The organism is Streptomyces sp. NPDC054841 (genome assembly GCF_053611045.1).
Genome location: NZ_JBSGZO010000197.1, coordinates 1 through 15,095 on the forward strand (window position 1 = coordinate 1; position 15,095 = coordinate 15,095).

11 protein-coding genes and 1 pseudogene are annotated in these 15,095 nt (G+C 71.4%); 7 read left to right on the forward strand and 5 right to left on the reverse strand.

What is annotated here, in order from left to right; all coding sequences use genetic code 11:
* Positions 1-216: 216 nt before the first annotated feature.
* From ACWGI8_RS24370 to ACWGI8_RS24380, 3 genes are all read right to left on the reverse strand, one after another.
* A complete protein-coding gene (locus tag ACWGI8_RS24370; protein ID WP_453663913.1) occupies positions 217-3,531 on the reverse strand; it encodes an AAA family ATPase in 3,315 nt (1,104 codons plus the stop codon).
* A 192-nt stretch (positions 3,532-3,723) separates the two neighbouring features.
* Positions 3,724-4,887 carry an exonuclease SbcCD subunit D gene (locus ACWGI8_RS24375; RefSeq protein ID WP_453663915.1) on the reverse strand — a complete coding sequence of 388 codons (1,164 nt, stop codon included), beginning with the start codon at positions 4,885-4,887 and terminating at the stop codon, positions 3,724-3,726.
* A gap of 433 nt (positions 4,888-5,320) precedes the next feature.
* Positions 5,321-5,947: a YigZ family protein gene (locus ACWGI8_RS24380; protein WP_453663917.1), complete on the reverse strand. Its 627-nt coding sequence runs from the start codon at positions 5,945-5,947 to the stop codon at positions 5,321-5,323.
* A gap of 59 nt (positions 5,948-6,006) precedes the next feature.
* Here ACWGI8_RS24380 and ACWGI8_RS24385 point away from each other — a divergent pair.
* From ACWGI8_RS24385 to ACWGI8_RS24410, 6 genes and pseudogenes are all read left to right on the forward strand, one after another.
* Positions 6,007-6,129: pseudogene (locus tag ACWGI8_RS24385) on the forward strand (CoA-binding protein); the annotation flags it as partial.
* A gap of 126 nt (positions 6,130-6,255) precedes the next feature.
* Positions 6,256-6,759, forward strand: coding sequence for a hypothetical protein (locus ACWGI8_RS24390; RefSeq protein ID WP_453663918.1), 504 nt, complete (start codon positions 6,256-6,258; stop codon positions 6,757-6,759).
* A gap of 40 nt (positions 6,760-6,799) precedes the next feature.
* Positions 6,800-7,240, forward strand: coding sequence for a hypothetical protein (locus ACWGI8_RS24395; protein WP_453663920.1), 441 nt, complete (start codon positions 6,800-6,802; stop codon positions 7,238-7,240).
* Between the two features lie 17 nt (positions 7,241-7,257).
* The gene (gene cseB / locus ACWGI8_RS24400) at positions 7,258-7,977 is read left to right on the forward strand and encodes a two-component system response regulator CseB (protein ID WP_453663922.1); all 720 of its coding nucleotides are present in this window, start codon (positions 7,258-7,260) and stop codon (positions 7,975-7,977) included.
* 5 nt (positions 7,978-7,982) lie between these two features.
* Positions 7,983-9,248 (forward strand): ATP-binding protein, encoded by a 1,266-nt coding sequence (locus tag ACWGI8_RS24405; RefSeq protein WP_453663924.1) that lies wholly within the window; start codon positions 7,983-7,985, stop codon positions 9,246-9,248.
* 302 nt (positions 9,249-9,550) lie between these two features.
* Entirely contained in the window at positions 9,551-9,958 is a 408-nt protein-coding gene (locus tag ACWGI8_RS24410) for a CoA-binding protein (RefSeq protein WP_453663926.1), read from the forward strand.
* An 856-nt stretch (positions 9,959-10,814) separates the two neighbouring features.
* Here the strand turns inward: ACWGI8_RS24410 and ACWGI8_RS24415 are convergent.
* Together ACWGI8_RS24415 and ACWGI8_RS24420 are read right to left on the reverse strand one after the other, a co-directional pair.
* Positions 10,815-11,252: a hypothetical protein gene (locus ACWGI8_RS24415; RefSeq protein ID WP_453663928.1), complete on the reverse strand. Its 438-nt coding sequence runs from the start codon at positions 11,250-11,252 to the stop codon at positions 10,815-10,817.
* On the reverse strand, positions 11,249-12,643 hold the full coding sequence (locus ACWGI8_RS24420; RefSeq protein ID WP_453663929.1) for a condensation domain-containing protein: 1,395 nt from the start codon (positions 12,641-12,643) through the stop codon (positions 11,249-11,251). The genes ACWGI8_RS24415 and ACWGI8_RS24420 overlap by 4 nt, the downstream gene beginning before the upstream one ends.
* A gap of 997 nt (positions 12,644-13,640) precedes the next feature.
* Here ACWGI8_RS24420 and ACWGI8_RS24425 point away from each other — a divergent pair.
* Positions 13,641-14,924 (forward strand): NPCBM/NEW2 domain-containing protein, encoded by a 1,284-nt coding sequence (locus tag ACWGI8_RS24425; protein WP_453663931.1) that lies wholly within the window; start codon positions 13,641-13,643, stop codon positions 14,922-14,924.
* The last annotated feature ends 171 nt before the right edge of the window (positions 14,925-15,095 follow it).

The window sequence follows — 15,095 nt, forward strand, 5'->3', positions numbered from 1 at the left end:
TCCCCCAGCTACCGCTGGGGGGTACCCCCACGCTGCGTTGTCGGAGTCGCCCAAGTACGCCCAGTACGAGGGCGATCTCCCCCAGCTACCGCTGGCAGGTGCCCCCACCGCCTTGCGATGCGTCCCCTCGGCCCTCCGGGCCAGGGGAGACCCCATGCATCCGACGCCGCGGCCTGTTCCTCGAAGACCGCCCGGACCGGACCTGCTCGCTGACCCTCAACCGCCGAGCGGTGCACCGCGCAGCCGTACGGCGGAGCCGTGCCGCTCCTTGACGACCTCCAGTTGGGCGGGGATCCGGCGGCGCAGATCGGCGACATGGCTGACGATGCCGACGCTGCGGTCAAGTTCGCGCAGCGCGTCGAGGACGTCGAGCACCTCGTCGAGCGTCTGGTCGTCGAGGCTGCCGAAGCCCTCGTCGATGAAGAGGGTGTCCAGGCGTACGCCGCCCGCCTCGTCGGTGACGACATCGGCGAGGCCGAGGGCGAGAGCGAGCGAGGCGAAGAACGTCTCGCCGCCGGACAGCGTCGCCGTGTCCCGCTCGCGGCCCGTCCAGGCATCGACGACATGCAGGCCGAGGCCGGCCCGTTTGCCGCCGGCGCGGGCGTCCGAGTGGACCAGGGTGTAGCGGCCGGCGGACATGCGCTGCAGTCGTACGGTGGCGGCGGCCGCGACCTGTTCGAGGCGGGCTGCCAGGACGTACGACTCGAGGCGCATCCTGCGCTCGTTGTCGGCGGAGGTGCCGGCGGTGAGGCCGGCGAGCCGGGCGACGCGGTCGTACTCGTCGCGGAGCGGGCCGAGACGGCGCACTTCGGTGTCGGCCTGCCGGGAGAGCCGGGCGAGCTCGGCACACCGGTCGCGGGCGGTGTCGAGGGCGGACGCGGCGTCGCGCAGGGCGCGGTCGGCGGCGTCGTGGGCGCGCTGCGCGGCGTGCGGGTCCGCGGGCGGGTACTCGGCTGCCGCAAGGGTCTCCGGCTCGGCGAGCCGGTCGGCGACCGCGGCGGCCTCGGCGTGCCAGGCGTCGAGCCGGTGCTGGAGGTCGCGCTGTTCGGCGTCGCTCAGCAGCGCCGCGGCGGCGGCCGCGGGGGTGTCGTACCCGGCCCGGAACGCGGCGTCGGCGAGCCGGTCGTCGGCCTCCTTCAGCCGCTGGGCCGTGGCCTCGGCCGTGCGGACGGCTTCGGCGGCATCGGCGAGCAGCCCGATCCGCCGCTCCAGCAGCGCGGCCTGCTCGGCGACGCTCCCCGCGCCGCCGATGACCCGCGCGACCTCGGCGTCCAGCGCCGCCTGTTCCCGGTCGAGCGCCTCCCGTCGCGACGTCCGCGCGGCCGCGCGCGTCTCGGCCTCCTGCCGCGCGGCGACCCGCTCCTCGTACTCCCGCTCGGCCCGGTCCAGGGCCTCCCGCGCCGCATGCATGCCCGCGGCCAGCGCCTGTGCCCCGCCGTGCTCGTGTTCGAGGCCTGCGACGACGGCTTCCAGCTCGCGGACGCCGGGGTCCGGACCGTTCGAGCCGTCCGAACTGTCCGATGCGCCGCCGTGCGTGACGTCCGCCATGGCGAGGGCGGGAATCCTTTCGGCCGCGGCCGGGTGGTCCGTGGGAACCGCCTCCGCGTTCTCGGCGAGCGGTGCGACCGGAGTACGCGACGCGGCGCCCGTCGCACGGCCCGGCCCGTGGGGCGAGCGTCCGTCCGCCGGGGGCGGGACGTCTTCCCCCGCGCCGTCGGTGGCACGCGCTGCCCCGGTGGGCGGCACCTCCCTCGCCGCCTCCCTCGCCGTGTTACTCGCCGCCTCCCTCGCCGCCTCCCTCGCCGCGTTTCTCGCCGCGGTGAACGACTCGCGCACGACTGCCAGTTCACGTTCGGCGTCGGCACGGGCGGCGTCCGCCCGGGTGTAGGTCTCGTAGGCGGCCTCCTCGCGGTCGCGGCCCACGTAGGTGTCGTCGGTCACGGCGGGGGCGGGGTGGTCGGCCGATCCGCAGACGGCGCACGCGGCACCGGGAACGAGACCGGAGGCCAGCTCGGCGGCGATCCCGCGCAGGCGGCGTTCCTTGAGGTCGAGCCAGGTTTCGTGGGCGGTGTTGGCGTGGTCGCGGGCGGTGCGGAGGGTGTCCTCGACGGCCGTGGCGCGGGCCGCGAGACGGTCACGCTCCCGCGCGGCGGCGACACGGCGGCGCGCCGGGACGAGGCGGCCCGCGAGGTGCTCCGCGCGGGTCGCGGCGTCCCGGGCGGCTTCGATGCGGTCCTGGAGGCCGCGGCGTACGGTGCTCCAGCCGGCCAGCCAGCCCTCCGCGTCCTGAAGGAGGTCGTCGTCGGCGCGGCCCTGGCGCTCCAGGTCCGCACGCTCACGGGCGAGCTCCGCGCTACGCCGCTCGGCACGGCGCGCGGCGTCGAGGCCGCCGAGGTCTCCACGCAGGGCGCGCTCCTTGGCGGCGAGCTCCTCGGCGCCTGCGTCCACCAGGGTGGCCGGGAGCATCGCCCTGACCCGCTCCCAGGCGGTACTCGCTGCCCGGTGCTCCCGGTCGGCGTCCTCGCGCAACCGCAGCGCGGGGCCCACCAGTTCCGCCTTGCGCGCCTTGTCCAGCAGGGCCTGGACGCGATCGCGCTCGGGGCGGCGGGCCGCCAGCTCCTCGGAGCGCCGGCGCGCCTCGGCGTGGCGCTGCTGCAGACCGGCCAGCTCCCGCTCGGCATCCAGGGCGCGCCGGGCGGCGGCCTGCCTGCTCTCCGCCGCGGACACGGCGCAGTCGGCGATGCCGAGGGATTCCTGTGCGCCCGCCCGGGCCACGGCCGCCCACGCGAGGACCGAGCCGGCGAGCCCGGGCTCGCCGGGCCTGCCCTCGGGGGCGGGCCAGTCGCCGGCCGCGGTCCCGGCCGCCTGGGCGATCCGGTGGGCGACGGCCAGCAGCCGTTCGTCCCCCTCGCGCACCTGCTGTTCGGCGGCGCGCCGCAGCTCGGCGAGCCGCTCCTCGACCGCGGCGAAGCGCCGCGTGTCGAAGAGCCGGCCGAGGAGCTTGCCGCGCGCCTCCGCGTCGGCCCGCAGGAACCGTGCGAAGTCGCCCTGCGGCAACAGCACGACCTGGCAGAACTGGTCCCGGCTCATGCCGACGAGCTGGGTGATCTCCTCGCCGATCTCCTGGTGGGATCGGCTGAGCGCTTTCCACTCGCCGCGCTCGGCGTCGAACTCCCGCAGCCGGCTCTCCGCCTTGTCGGTGGTGAACCCGGTGCCCTTCTTCTTGGGACGTGGCTGCGCGGGCCGCCGGGTGATCTCCAGCCGGCGCCCGCCCACGGTCAGTTCGAGGCACACCTCGGTGTACGTCCCCGGTGCGGCATGGTCGCTGCGCAGCGACGCACCAGGGGTCTGCCGAGCTCCGGGCACCGCCCCGTAGAGCGCGTAGCAGACGGCGTCGAGGACGGAGGTCTTGCCCGCGCCGGTCGGGCCGTGGAGCAGGAACAGCCCTGCGGCGGTGAGCGCGTCGAAGTCGACTTCCTGCTGCCCGCCGAAGGGTCCGAAGGCGGTGAGGCCCAGTCGGTGCAGTCTCACCCGGCCACCTCCCTCGTGAGGCCCGGTCCGCCTCCGGGCAGTGCTGAAACCGGTGTCGAGGCTCGTCCGTCCTCGGCCGCCCACGCGGCGGTAGCCGTATGTCGATCGCAGCCCGCGCGGCCTGCGCGCGCGCTCACTGCCGCCGTGTTCGACCAGCGGCCTCCGGCCGCGGGCGTCGCGCCCCCCTTCGGCTCACTCACCACCGCGGACCGCCCTGTCCACCCGGACGTCGTCGAAGGCGCCTCTCAGCACCGCACGCTCCTGCTCATCGGGGCCCGCACCGCCCCGCACGTGGGCCACGAAGTCCTCCGCGATCTGGTGGTCGTCGCGGTCGCGCAGCCGCTCCGCGTAGGAGGCGAGGGGGTCCTCGTCCGTCCGCTCGGGGGCGAAGACCAGGCTGAGGGTGTGCGGGAAGCGTTCGGCGAGCCGGGCCATCGGCTCGTTCGGGCGCACGGGGTCGGTGAGCGTCGCCTCGACCCAGGACTGCTCGTGGCGCTCCAGAGCGGGATCGTCCAGGAGCTCTTCGAGCCGTCCATGGATGCGGGCGAGCGGCCGGGGCACCGGGCAGTCCAGCCGCTCGGCCTCGATCTCCCCGCCGGGCCCCAGATCGACGAGCCACATGGTCTTGCGGTGGCCGGCCTCGGAGAAGGAGTACGCGAGCGGCGAACCCGAGTACCGCACGCGCTCGGTGATCGTCTGGCAGCCGTGCAGATGCCCGAGAGCGGCATAGTCGACGCCGTCGAAGACGCCCGCGGGCACGGCGGCGACCCCGCCGACGGTGATGTCCCGCTCACTGTCGCTGGGCTCCCCGCCGACCACGAACGCGTGCGCGAGGACGACGGACCGGGTGCCCGGCGCACGCCCCGCGAGGTCCGCCCGTACCCGCTGCATGGCGGCGCCGAGCACGGCCTCGTGCCCGGACGTCGCCGTCCGGAACTCGTCCCGCACCAGGGCGGGTTCCAGATACGGCAGTCCGTAGAAGGCGACCTCGCCGTGCTCGTCGGTGAGCACCACCGGTGTGCCACAGCCCGCCGGGTCCGTACGGAGATGGATTCCGGCCCGCTCGATCAGTCCGGCGCCGACGCCGAGCCGACGGGCCGAGTCGTGGTTGCCGGAGATCATGACCGTCGGCACCCCGACGCCGGCGAGGCGGTGCAGTGCGTCGTCGAAGAGCTCCACGGCGGCCAGTGGTGGCACGGCCCGGTCGTACACGTCCCCTGCCACCAGCACCGCGTCCACGTCGCGCTCGCGCACCGTCGCCACCAGGTGATCGAGGAACGCGGCCTGGGCGTCGAGCAGGCTCACCCGGTGGAACGACCGTCCCAGGTGCCAGTCCGACGTGTGCAGAAATCTCACAAGACGGCTCCGACCTGCATGTTTCCCTTTCCCCGCCCCCAGAGCCGGCACCCGCCCAGCACGGAGCCTCGCCACAGGCACCGACCACGCTATCTCCCATCGGCACCTGATCCCTCACGGACCTCGGTTTTTCACCCAGGACGGACGCGCGGCCCGGCGCCGGGCCGCGGATCGAGGGTCCGGCGCAGACCCGTCCCGACGAGGAGACGGGGATGGACGAGGCCTGGGTCCATGAGCGGCGCGGCTCCTCCACCACGACGGAGGGCATTCCAGTGGCCGGGAGTTCATCGAAGCGGCCGGGCAACGGCCGGACATGCTGTTCTGCCGTGTCGCCCGCTCGGGGACAACCGGCGGCCGTGGCACGGCGCGTGCGGCCCGTCGGACGGACTCGTTCCCGTGCGGGCCCCCGGCCCGACTGATGCACCGATGCGCCTCAGGCGTCGCCGTACGCCTCCCCGCCGAGCTCCAGTGCCGCCGTCCCGGCGGTCGTGTCGGCGAGCCAGGCGCCGAAGGCCTCGACATCGGCGTCCGGAAGCCCGAGCTCGATCGTCACGGCCTCGCCGTACCGCACGTCCCGCACCGATCGTCCGGTCGCACGCAGATCGTTCTCCAGCTTGCCCGCCCGCTGATGGTCGACGGTCACGGTGGCGAGCCGGAAGCGCTGCCGGGTGAGGGTGCCGAGCGCGTCGAGGGCCTCGCCGACCGCTCCCCCGTACGCACGGATCAGCCCGCCCGCACCGAGCTTGACCCCGCCGTAGTAACGCGTGACGACGGCGACGGCATAACGCACATCCCGGCGCATCAGCATCTGCAGCATCGGCACCCCCGCGGTGCCGCCCGGCTCACCGTCGTCACTGGCCTTCTGGACCGCGGCGTCCGCGCCGATGACATACGCGAAGCAGTTGTGTGTGGCCGTCGGGTGCTCCTTGCGGATGCGTGCGACGAAGTCCTGCGCCTCCTGCTCGGTCGCGGCGGGGGCGAGCGCGCAGATGAAGCGCGATCGGTTGATCTCGGTCTCGTGCACGCCCTCGCGGGCCACTGTCCGGTACTGCTCCTGCATTGCGCCAGCCTATGCGGCGTCACGGGAATGGTCGCCGCGGGCCTTCCTTCGAGCGGGGCATGTACGCAGACGCAGAGACGATCCGGAAGATCCTCACCGAGACCGGTGACACCTGGGCGGTGGTCGGCCTGTCGAACAACAGCTCGCGCGCGGCCCACGGGGTCGTCCGGGTCCTCCAGCGCTGTGCATCGGACGTGTAACAACCGTCGATGAGCGGCTGCAACACAACGGCCGAAGAACCGAGAAACGACCCTCGTAGCTTCTGGAGCACCAACCGATGACCAACGACATCAACGGAGCCAGAAGCCATGAACCGCAACACGGACAAGACGACCGGAACGGCCACGAGGATCTCCCGCAAGACGGCGGTCACGGCGAGTGGCCTCACTGCTGCCGCCCTGCTCGGAGTGTTCGTCACCTCTCAGGTGGCGGACGCGTCGGGTGCTGCCGAGAAGAGCGCCCGGCCCGCCGCCGCCCCGTACGTCGTCAACCACTACGGCGAGGAGAACGCCGACACCGGTAGGGCCGAGCGGCGTCCCGCGAACCTGGTGCTGTCGGAGTTCACCGGGATCAACGGGGTGACGTGGAAGCAGTGGGGGGCCGGGAAGGCGGTCGGCACCGGCGACGTCCACGGCACCTGGTGCGCCGACACCTGCCTCGACAAGCCGCTGAAGGGGACCATCACCCTCTCTGACCCCAAGACGGTCCACGGCAAGCGGGTGTACACCACGTTCACGCTGAAGCTGTCCAGCAAGCCCGGAACGTATGATTCTGAGGACCTCCAGGGCAAGCGCCCGCTGGCCACCGGCTGAGCGCCGGCGCGATCCGCTCACGTACGCAAGGGTCCCCGTCATGCACAAGTCCGCGGCCATGGCCGCCATCGCCCTGGCGCTGATGTCGGCCGTGGGCGCGACCGGATGCGGTGGGCCCGAGCGGCCGGAGGTCCAGGGGCCCGCACCCACCGTCAGCCCGGCGCCCGGCCCGGTCTACATCTCCGACGCCATGGGGCGCCCGTTGAGCCGTCCCGCGAAGTTCGGCCTCACCGAGTTCACCTCGCTCACCCACCTGAGGTGGCGGAACTGGGGGCAGCCGCAGGCCATGGCCACGGGTGAGCTGAGCGGCTCGTGGTGCGGCCCCAAGTGCGACTACCCCGGCACCACCGTGGAGCTGACCCGCCTGGTGCGCCAGGAGAACGTCTCGTACTACACCCGTGCCACCGTACGGTCCCCGAAGCTCGAGCCCGAACGGGCGGCCGAGCTGCGGTCGGTGCACCTGTACGTCCCCGAGCTCTAGACAGGAAACCGCAGACGATGACCGATGTGCTGCTCGTGGAGGACGACGCGTTGCTCCGCGAGGCGACCCAGCTGTCCCTGGAGCGCTACGGCTACGAGGTGCGCACGGCCTCGGACGGGCTCGCAGGGCTGGCGGAGTTCCGGCTCAGGGCGCCGGACGTCGCCCTGCTGGACGTGATGCTGCCGCACCTGGACGGGGTCAGCCTGGTGCGCCGTATCCGTGAGACGAGCCGGGTGCCGGTACTGATGGTCTCCGCGCGGACCGACCCGGTGGATGTCGTCCTCGGTCTGGAAGCCGGGGCCGACGACTATCTCACCAAGCCGTACGACATACCGGTGCTGGTTGCCCGTATCCGCTCGGCGCTGCGCCGGGCTGCCGACTTCACCGGCCCCGGACAGGCGCCGGTGCAGGAGCAGCCGCTGTGCTTCGGCGACATCACCGTGGACCCGGCCTCCATGGAGGTCCGGCGGGACGGGCAGCTGATCGAACTCACCCCCACGGAACGTAAGTTGATGCTGGAGTTCGCCGGCCAGGCCGGCGTGGTGCTGTCCCGGGCCACGCTGCTGGAGCGGGTGTGGGACTACGGGTGGGGCGGCGACTCCCGCGTCGTCGACGTCCATGTGCAGCGGTTGCGCGCGAAGATCGGGCGGGAGCGGATCGAGACCGTGCGCGGCTTCGGCTACAAACTCGTGACCGGCTCCGGCCCCGGTCCCGATCAATCGTCCGAGCGCTCCTGACCGCCATGGGACTGCGAACGAAGATGGCCCTGGTCATCGCCACCATCGCCGCGGTCGTCGCCGCGTTCATCGGGCTCCTGGTGCATCAGCGCACCGCCGACAACCAGCGCAAGGAAGCGGTGCACACGGCGGACGCCCAGCTCGTCAAGGCTCTTCAGGACCGTATCGCCGGCGTCGAGACCGATGTGCTGGTCAACCCACGGGGTCTGCCCACCGTGCTACGCGATGCCGTCGCCGATCGGCCCGTGCGCGCCACCTACCTCCAGGAGGGCGCCGGCGGCGGCCCGGTGATGTGGGCCGCGGCCCGCAGCGGCGCCGACGTCGTCGCCGTACGACGCTCCTACGCACCCCAGGCCCAGGCCCTGAAGGATCTGGATGAGGTGCTGCTCAGCGCCGGTGCGGCCGCCGTCGCGCTCGGATCGGGGCTGGGCATTGCCGTGGCGGCCGCCGCGGGGCGCCGCATCGGCGCCTCCGCCCGCACCGCGCAGCGCATCGCGCACGGCGAACTGACGGCACGGGTCGAGCCCAAGGGCGCGGACGAGATCGCCGAGCTGGCGGACGCGGTCAACACCATGGCCGACGCGCTGAACGCCCGGCTGGAGGCCGAGCGGCGCGTCACCGCCGACATCGCCCACGAACTGCGTACCCCTGTCGCCGGCCTGGTCACTGCGGTCAGCCTCCTTCCCCCCGGCCGACCCACGGAGCTGGTCAGCGGAGGCGTGTACCACTTGCGCCTGCTCGTCGAGGACGTACTGGAAGTCGCCCGCCTCGACGTACCCGGCGTCGAACAGGCCCAACGCGAACAGGTACTCCTGGGTGAGCTTGCACGCCGGGCCGCGGCGGCGACGGGCAGAGACGTCGAGGTACGCGTACACAGCGACGAGGTCGTGGAGACCGACCCCCGCCGCGTCGAACGCATCCTGGCCAACCTCATCACCAACGCCTACCGACACGGCGCCGCGCCGGTGACCCTGGACGTCGACGGAACGGCCGTAAGCGTGTCCGACCACGGCCCCGGCTTCCCCGCCGACCTCCTGACCGAGGGCCCGCAACGCTTCCGCACGGGGGCGCGGGAGCGTGGCACGGGCATCGGCCTCGGCCTGACCATCGTCATGGGCCAGGCACAGGTCCTCGGCGCCCAAGTGACGTACGCGAACCTGCCCAAGGGGGGCGCCCAAGCCACCCTCGACCTCACACCTGCACCTGGCAAGGTCCGCACGTCCACTGACAACAGAGGACTCGGCCTGAGATCGTGCCTGCCCGACCATTGAAGGACAAGGGCCGTCCGAAAACGGAGCAGCATCCGTGGGACGTCCTGAGCGGCCGGTGGATCCCAAGGCCGGTGCGGTGCTTCGGTTGGCCCATGAGCTGCGTCAGACCGGCTCCGGGCCGCGAGGAACTCTCAGGTCCGGGCACGTCCTGGACGGCAGCGGTGATCTGCTCGGTCAGCCGGGCGATCTGCGCGGTGAGGTGGTTTGGATCGCCTCTTCACACACTGGGAACTGCCGGGAATGGCACGCAGCCGATGCTCGTTCCCTCCTACGGCGAACATCCGACCCATGGGAGGCACAGCGTGCACAGCGAGACAGACACCGTCCGCAAGATCCTCAACGATCTCGGCGTCACATGGGCGATCGTCGGTCTCTCCTCAAACGAGCAGCGCGCCGCATACGAAGTTGCGAAGGTCCTGCAGCGCCATGGCAAGCGGATCGTCCCCGTGCACCCGAAGGCCGAGAAGGTTCACGGGGAACAGGGCTATCCGTCCCTAGATGCCATTCCCTTCGGCGTTGACGTCGTGGACGTTTTCGTGAACAGCGACCTCGCCGGCGCGGTCGCCGATGAAGCCGTCGCCAAGGGCGCCAAGGCGGTCTGGTTCCAGCTCGGCGTCATCGACGAGGAGGCGTACGACAGGACCCGCGGAGCCGGGCTCGACATGGTCATGGACCGCTGCCCGGCGATTGAACTCAATTCCCTGCGTTAGCGGGTCGTCGGTTCACGTGGTCGACGTGCTCCCGTCTTCGGCTGTCCCTCCAGGTAGCTGAGCGGCGCTCAGGGCGGCAAGCCGTTCATAGAACTGCACGAGGTACTTCTCCACGCCTTGCCCCGTGCCCTCGCCCTCCGACACGGCCGCAGCCTCGGCACGTCCGGTACAGCTCACCCGTACCTGCCACGAACCGCCCGAGCCAGCGAGCGTAATCACCTCGTCGGCGCGGCCCAGGCCCATTGACCACACGGCCATCTCGCCGCTGATCGATGCGCAATCGGCTTCCGCCTGCTCATCCCATTGCAGACTCCCTGCTCGAAGTCGTCCGGGAACGGGACCGGCAGGTCGCCGTCATCGGACTCCTGGAACCCGAAGCCGTGGTTGCCCACGTCCGCATCGAGGTGCTGCTGCCGGACAAGCTCAGCCACCAGATCCCCCTTCGACGTCACAGACGGCTGGTCATCGCACTCGCGGTGGAGGCTGGTGCCGTCGGTGCTCGGTCTGCTGGAGGCCTGGGAGAAGAAGGTCCGGGAAGAGGTGGCCCGGCTGCAGGAGGAGGCCGAGCGGGTGCAGGCCGCGTTGGATGCCGCCGCTCGGCGTGCCGCACCGGAACCGAGGACGCTCGTGGAGGAACTCGCGCTCAAGTACCGGCAAACTGCCCCGCCGGGTGATCCCGGCGGGGCAGTTCGAGGTTGTGCCCGTGTCGGCAGGGTGTGCCTGCGTCGGCAAGGCTGCGGCGCAGACCGGATACCAGACTCAGATCATTCCGGGATCTCCGAGCCGAGTCTGCCGGGAGTCTTGGGCACCCATCCGGGGACCTCGGTGACCTGCTTCGGATCGGGCTCGCCCATCTTCACGCGCCAGCCGTCCTCACCGCCCACGCCGTCGAGTCGGACATGATCGGCTTGATCTGTTTGGTGTCGTGGAAGTAGAGCACCACGAGCTGCCGGTCGGTCCCGTCGTCGTAGAAGTCCGCCGTGACCCTTCCCTGTGCCCCCTTGTGGAACGCCTCTGTCCAGTTCGCGGCGGTCTTCTTCGTGTCGCTCGCCGAGGCATCGCTGCTCGCGAGTGACTCAAGTTCCCCGGCCTCGTCGTCGGCGAGCCGCCAGACGAGCTCCTGGGTGATCTGCAGGGACCCCGAGGAGGGGTAGCCGACCACGTGCAGCGGCTTGTGGTTCGCGTAGTCCTCGGCATAGCGCACCGAGGCGTCGTCCGTCGGTGAGCACGCGGTGAGCGTGCCGAGCGCCAGCCCGGCCAGGAGGGCTCCCGTGGCCCGCGTCGCCGCTCTCATTTGGCGCTCGTCGGGCGGATGATCACGATCTTCTGGATCGGATCGCGTTTGCGGTAGTACGAGATGATCTCATTGATCGTGCTCTTGGCGGTACGTCCGTGCTGCGCCACGTAGACGTTGCCGTTGCGCCGGTGGGTCACCACGGCGGCGTGGTTGTAGACGGACTCGTCCTTCCACTTGAAGAAGACGATGTCACCCGCCTTGGCGGCTCTGCGCCGCCGTCCAGGCGGTGGACAACTCGTGCACCGTGGGCTGCTGCACGGCACAGTCCGTGTTGCAGTCGGCGCGGGTCCGCGCCCGAATGGTAGGCCGCGCCGGCCGCCTCGGCCGGGACGGTCGCGCTCGTGAGCGAGGCCGACGATTCCGACGCGGCGCAGACGCTGTCCGCGACGGTGGCCGCAGACACCCAGGTGGAAGCCGCGTCGGCCGCTGTCCCGGGCGGACCGGCGGATGACTCCGGCGCCATCGAGATGGGCGAGGACGGCTTCCCCGTCGAAGATGCGGTCGCCCGGTACGAACGGGTCGTGGACGAACTTCTCTGCGGTCAGTTCCGGGCCCTCGCTGCGGTGCAGCCGCGTCAGCCAGGTACCGAACATGGCCGCGAGGTACGCGAACGGCGAGAAGCCGGCGGCGCGGACCCGTTCGGCGAGCGGGCCCTCGACGACGAACGAATGGCGGCCGCGCCCGCTCCCGCCGGCCGTGCGCGTGAAGAGCGCGGGCGCCACGCCGGCGAGGGCGTCCCGGTGGAAGGCACGGTCGCGGTCGCCGTCGGCGCCGGCGCGGTAGGCGGCTTCCTCCTCGATGAACGAGAGGTAGGAGGACGGCTCGCGGAGGCCGGTGTGTTCCGGGCCGGCACCCGTGGCCCGCGCGTAGTCCCCGAGGATCTCGTGGCTCAGCCGGTTGACGGTCCAGCCGTCGGCGACGATGTGGTGCGCCTTGATGTGCAGATGTGTGACGTCCGGGCTCTCCAGGAGCAGCGTGGCTTCGACCAGGGTGCCGCCGTCCGTGAGCGGCACTGCCGTCGCCATCGAGCGCCGCATCCACGCGGCGCACGCGATGTCCGGTTCGGGCTCTTGAGTGAAGTCGACCCTGCTGACCCGGATGCCCTCGCCCGCCACCCACTGGAAGGGCGTCCCCGCCTTCTCACCGAACCGCAACCGGAAGGTCTCGTGGCGGTGCAGCGCGCGCTCGGTGCACTCGGCGAGCGTGTCCTGGTCGACGCCGCCTCGCAGACGTTCGTGGAGGACGCAGTTGAACTGCGGTGATTCCGGAGCCTGAGAACCGGCGGCCCAGATGTCCCGTTGATAAGCCGTCAGTGGGCTCTGCGCGTGGTCGTTCACATGCATCTGCGCTCCACGGAGAGCTGCTTCGGCAGCGGCGGTCCTCGTCATGATCGACATCGAAGCACGCCACAGACCGCGAGCGTCCACCCAGGAAAACACACCGGACCCCACAGTCTTTTCGGCGATCTACCGGGGTGATCTCTTCCGCCGACCGGAGCGATAAGCCTCCTTCACGCGCTCGCCGCACCCGCCGGAAGTCGTCCGAATCCCGAGGAAGGCGCATGGGGCGGGCGGTGAAGTGCCAAAGGAACGGCGGGGGTTCGCGTCCGTACCCGGCAGCCCGCCGCCGGGCGGATTCTCATGCCCGCACCTCCGCACGCGGTCCGCGCGCAGGGTCGGCGCCTGGGCGAGGACCTCGGGGACGGTCAGGCGCTGATGCCGGCCAGAGGTTCAGCCGGCCTGCCATCCCAGCCCGTCGATGAGTGCAACGACGTCAGCGACGCCTTGCACGCTCGGACGTTGTGCCATGAATCCTCCTTTGAGGAAGACCCATTCAATGGCACGGGGGCACAGAAAACAGGCATAGCGCAACCACGACAGGTGGTCTGTGTCTATGCCTGCCAAAGCACTGCGGAAAGCGCCGCAGCACGTGAACCGCGGAAGTGCCGGTTACGCCGGCGAGGCTACGAACAGGCCGGGAGCAGCGTCAAGGGCTTCGCCTGGGTCACCATTCCATGGCGAACCGGCGCCCGCAGCGAGAACCGGCGAGTTCGCGGGCATCCGGCACCGTGTAACGGGCTTTACTCATAAGTAGATTCAGTCGATTCAGCCGATTCCGTCGATTCAAACGCATCCGGCCAGACGTCGGGCATTGCGCTTCGATGCTCACCGAGCAGATTCGCCCTATCGGACACGGTGTCAACAGCCTGCGGAGCATGGGAAGATCACGTCTCGCGGATGTTCTACTACGTCACCATGTCATGCCGCATCAACATCCGTTCTTCTGTACTGGTCGGCAACAACGACGGGCCTGCCGCCGCAGCCGTCCACGTCTTCCGGTACTTTCATTCATCGTTCAGGACGTTGAAGGGTCAGTAGCCCACTTATGCATGAGCAATTCGACACCACCGGTGGGACGGAGCTGTCCGATACCGAACTGGTCCGGCGTATCCGGGTGGCAGGCCTGACCGGGGGCCGAGCGGCGGCTGATCCGTCCGGCGCGCCCGTTGCGGACGGCGCGGCCAAGGCAGGCGAGGAAGCCCTCGACGAGTTCCACCGCCGACACTACGCCGCCGTACTGGCCAGTGCCCGCGTCTGCTGCAGATCGTCCCAGGCCGCAGCGGATCTGGCGGCGGAGGCCATCGCCGGCGTCCTGCGCTCCCACGACCCGGGAGAAGATCCCGACGCGACCTGGCAGGACAGTCTGCTGGCGGCCGTGCGCCACACCGCCGCCGCCTGGGACCAGGGCCCCCGACGCGCCGAGCTGCGCGACGACTTCGCGTTTTTGCCGGCGGGTCGGCCAGGGGGTGAACCCGTTCCCTCCGACAGCGCACAGGTATTCTCCACCGGCCGCGAACACGCTGCCGCCGTGCGCCCCGTGGGGCCGAACCCGCCCGTCGAACCGCGCCGGGCCACGGCATCCCGGCTCTCCCCGGCCCGCCTCGCCGTGCTCGCTGCTGCCGTGACCGTTCTGGCCGGCGTTGCCATATCCGTCGGCTCCCTGCTCGGCCGGACGAGCCACGATGCCTCGGCCACCGGGCCCGGACGGTCCGGTCTCTCTTCGACCCCCGCTCCGGACCCGTCGCCGACGGCTTCTCCCGGGAGCTCGGCGACCGTGTCCAGCTCGCCGTCGGGGACACCGTCCCCGACCCGCACCACGGCGTCGCAGCGACCGAGCTCCGGGCCCTCGTCGTCGGCGACCTCGTCGCCCTCCGCGCACCCGGACCCCGACGGCGCCCCGCCCACCGCCCACACCACCGCGTTGAGCGCCCGGCCGTGGACCTCCAGCACGAACAGCTTTGCGCCGGTGAGGCTGAATCGCAGCATCGACGGACATCCCCTCATCATCCAGGGAGTCGCCTACCCCAAAGGTCTGGGGGCCCACGCCGACAGCGAGATCACCTACAGCCTCGGCGGCACCTGCTCCGCCCTCAGCGTGGACGTGGGCATCGACGACGAGGTGGGCGCGAACGGCTCGGCGGTCTTCCAGATCTACCGGGACGGCACGAAGGTCGCCGACAGCGGGCTGATGACGGTGGGCCAAGCCGCGAAGCACCTCACTGCCGACCTCACCGGCGGCACCGAGCTGCGGCTCGTGGTCACCGACGGCGGCAACGGGATCGACTCCGATCACGCCGACTGGGCCGGCGCCCTCATCACGTGCAGCTGAGCGGCCATCAAGCGCACCACTGTGTACGGGTGGCTGGGGTGACGAGGCGGACTCGCCGGGGAAGCCGCAGCGATACACCTAGGGCCTGTCGTTTGGATCAGGCCGGCAGCGACATCTGCGGCTACCGCCGCGGGGCGAGCGGGGTCTGGCGCGTGCAGATGCAAGGCGGAG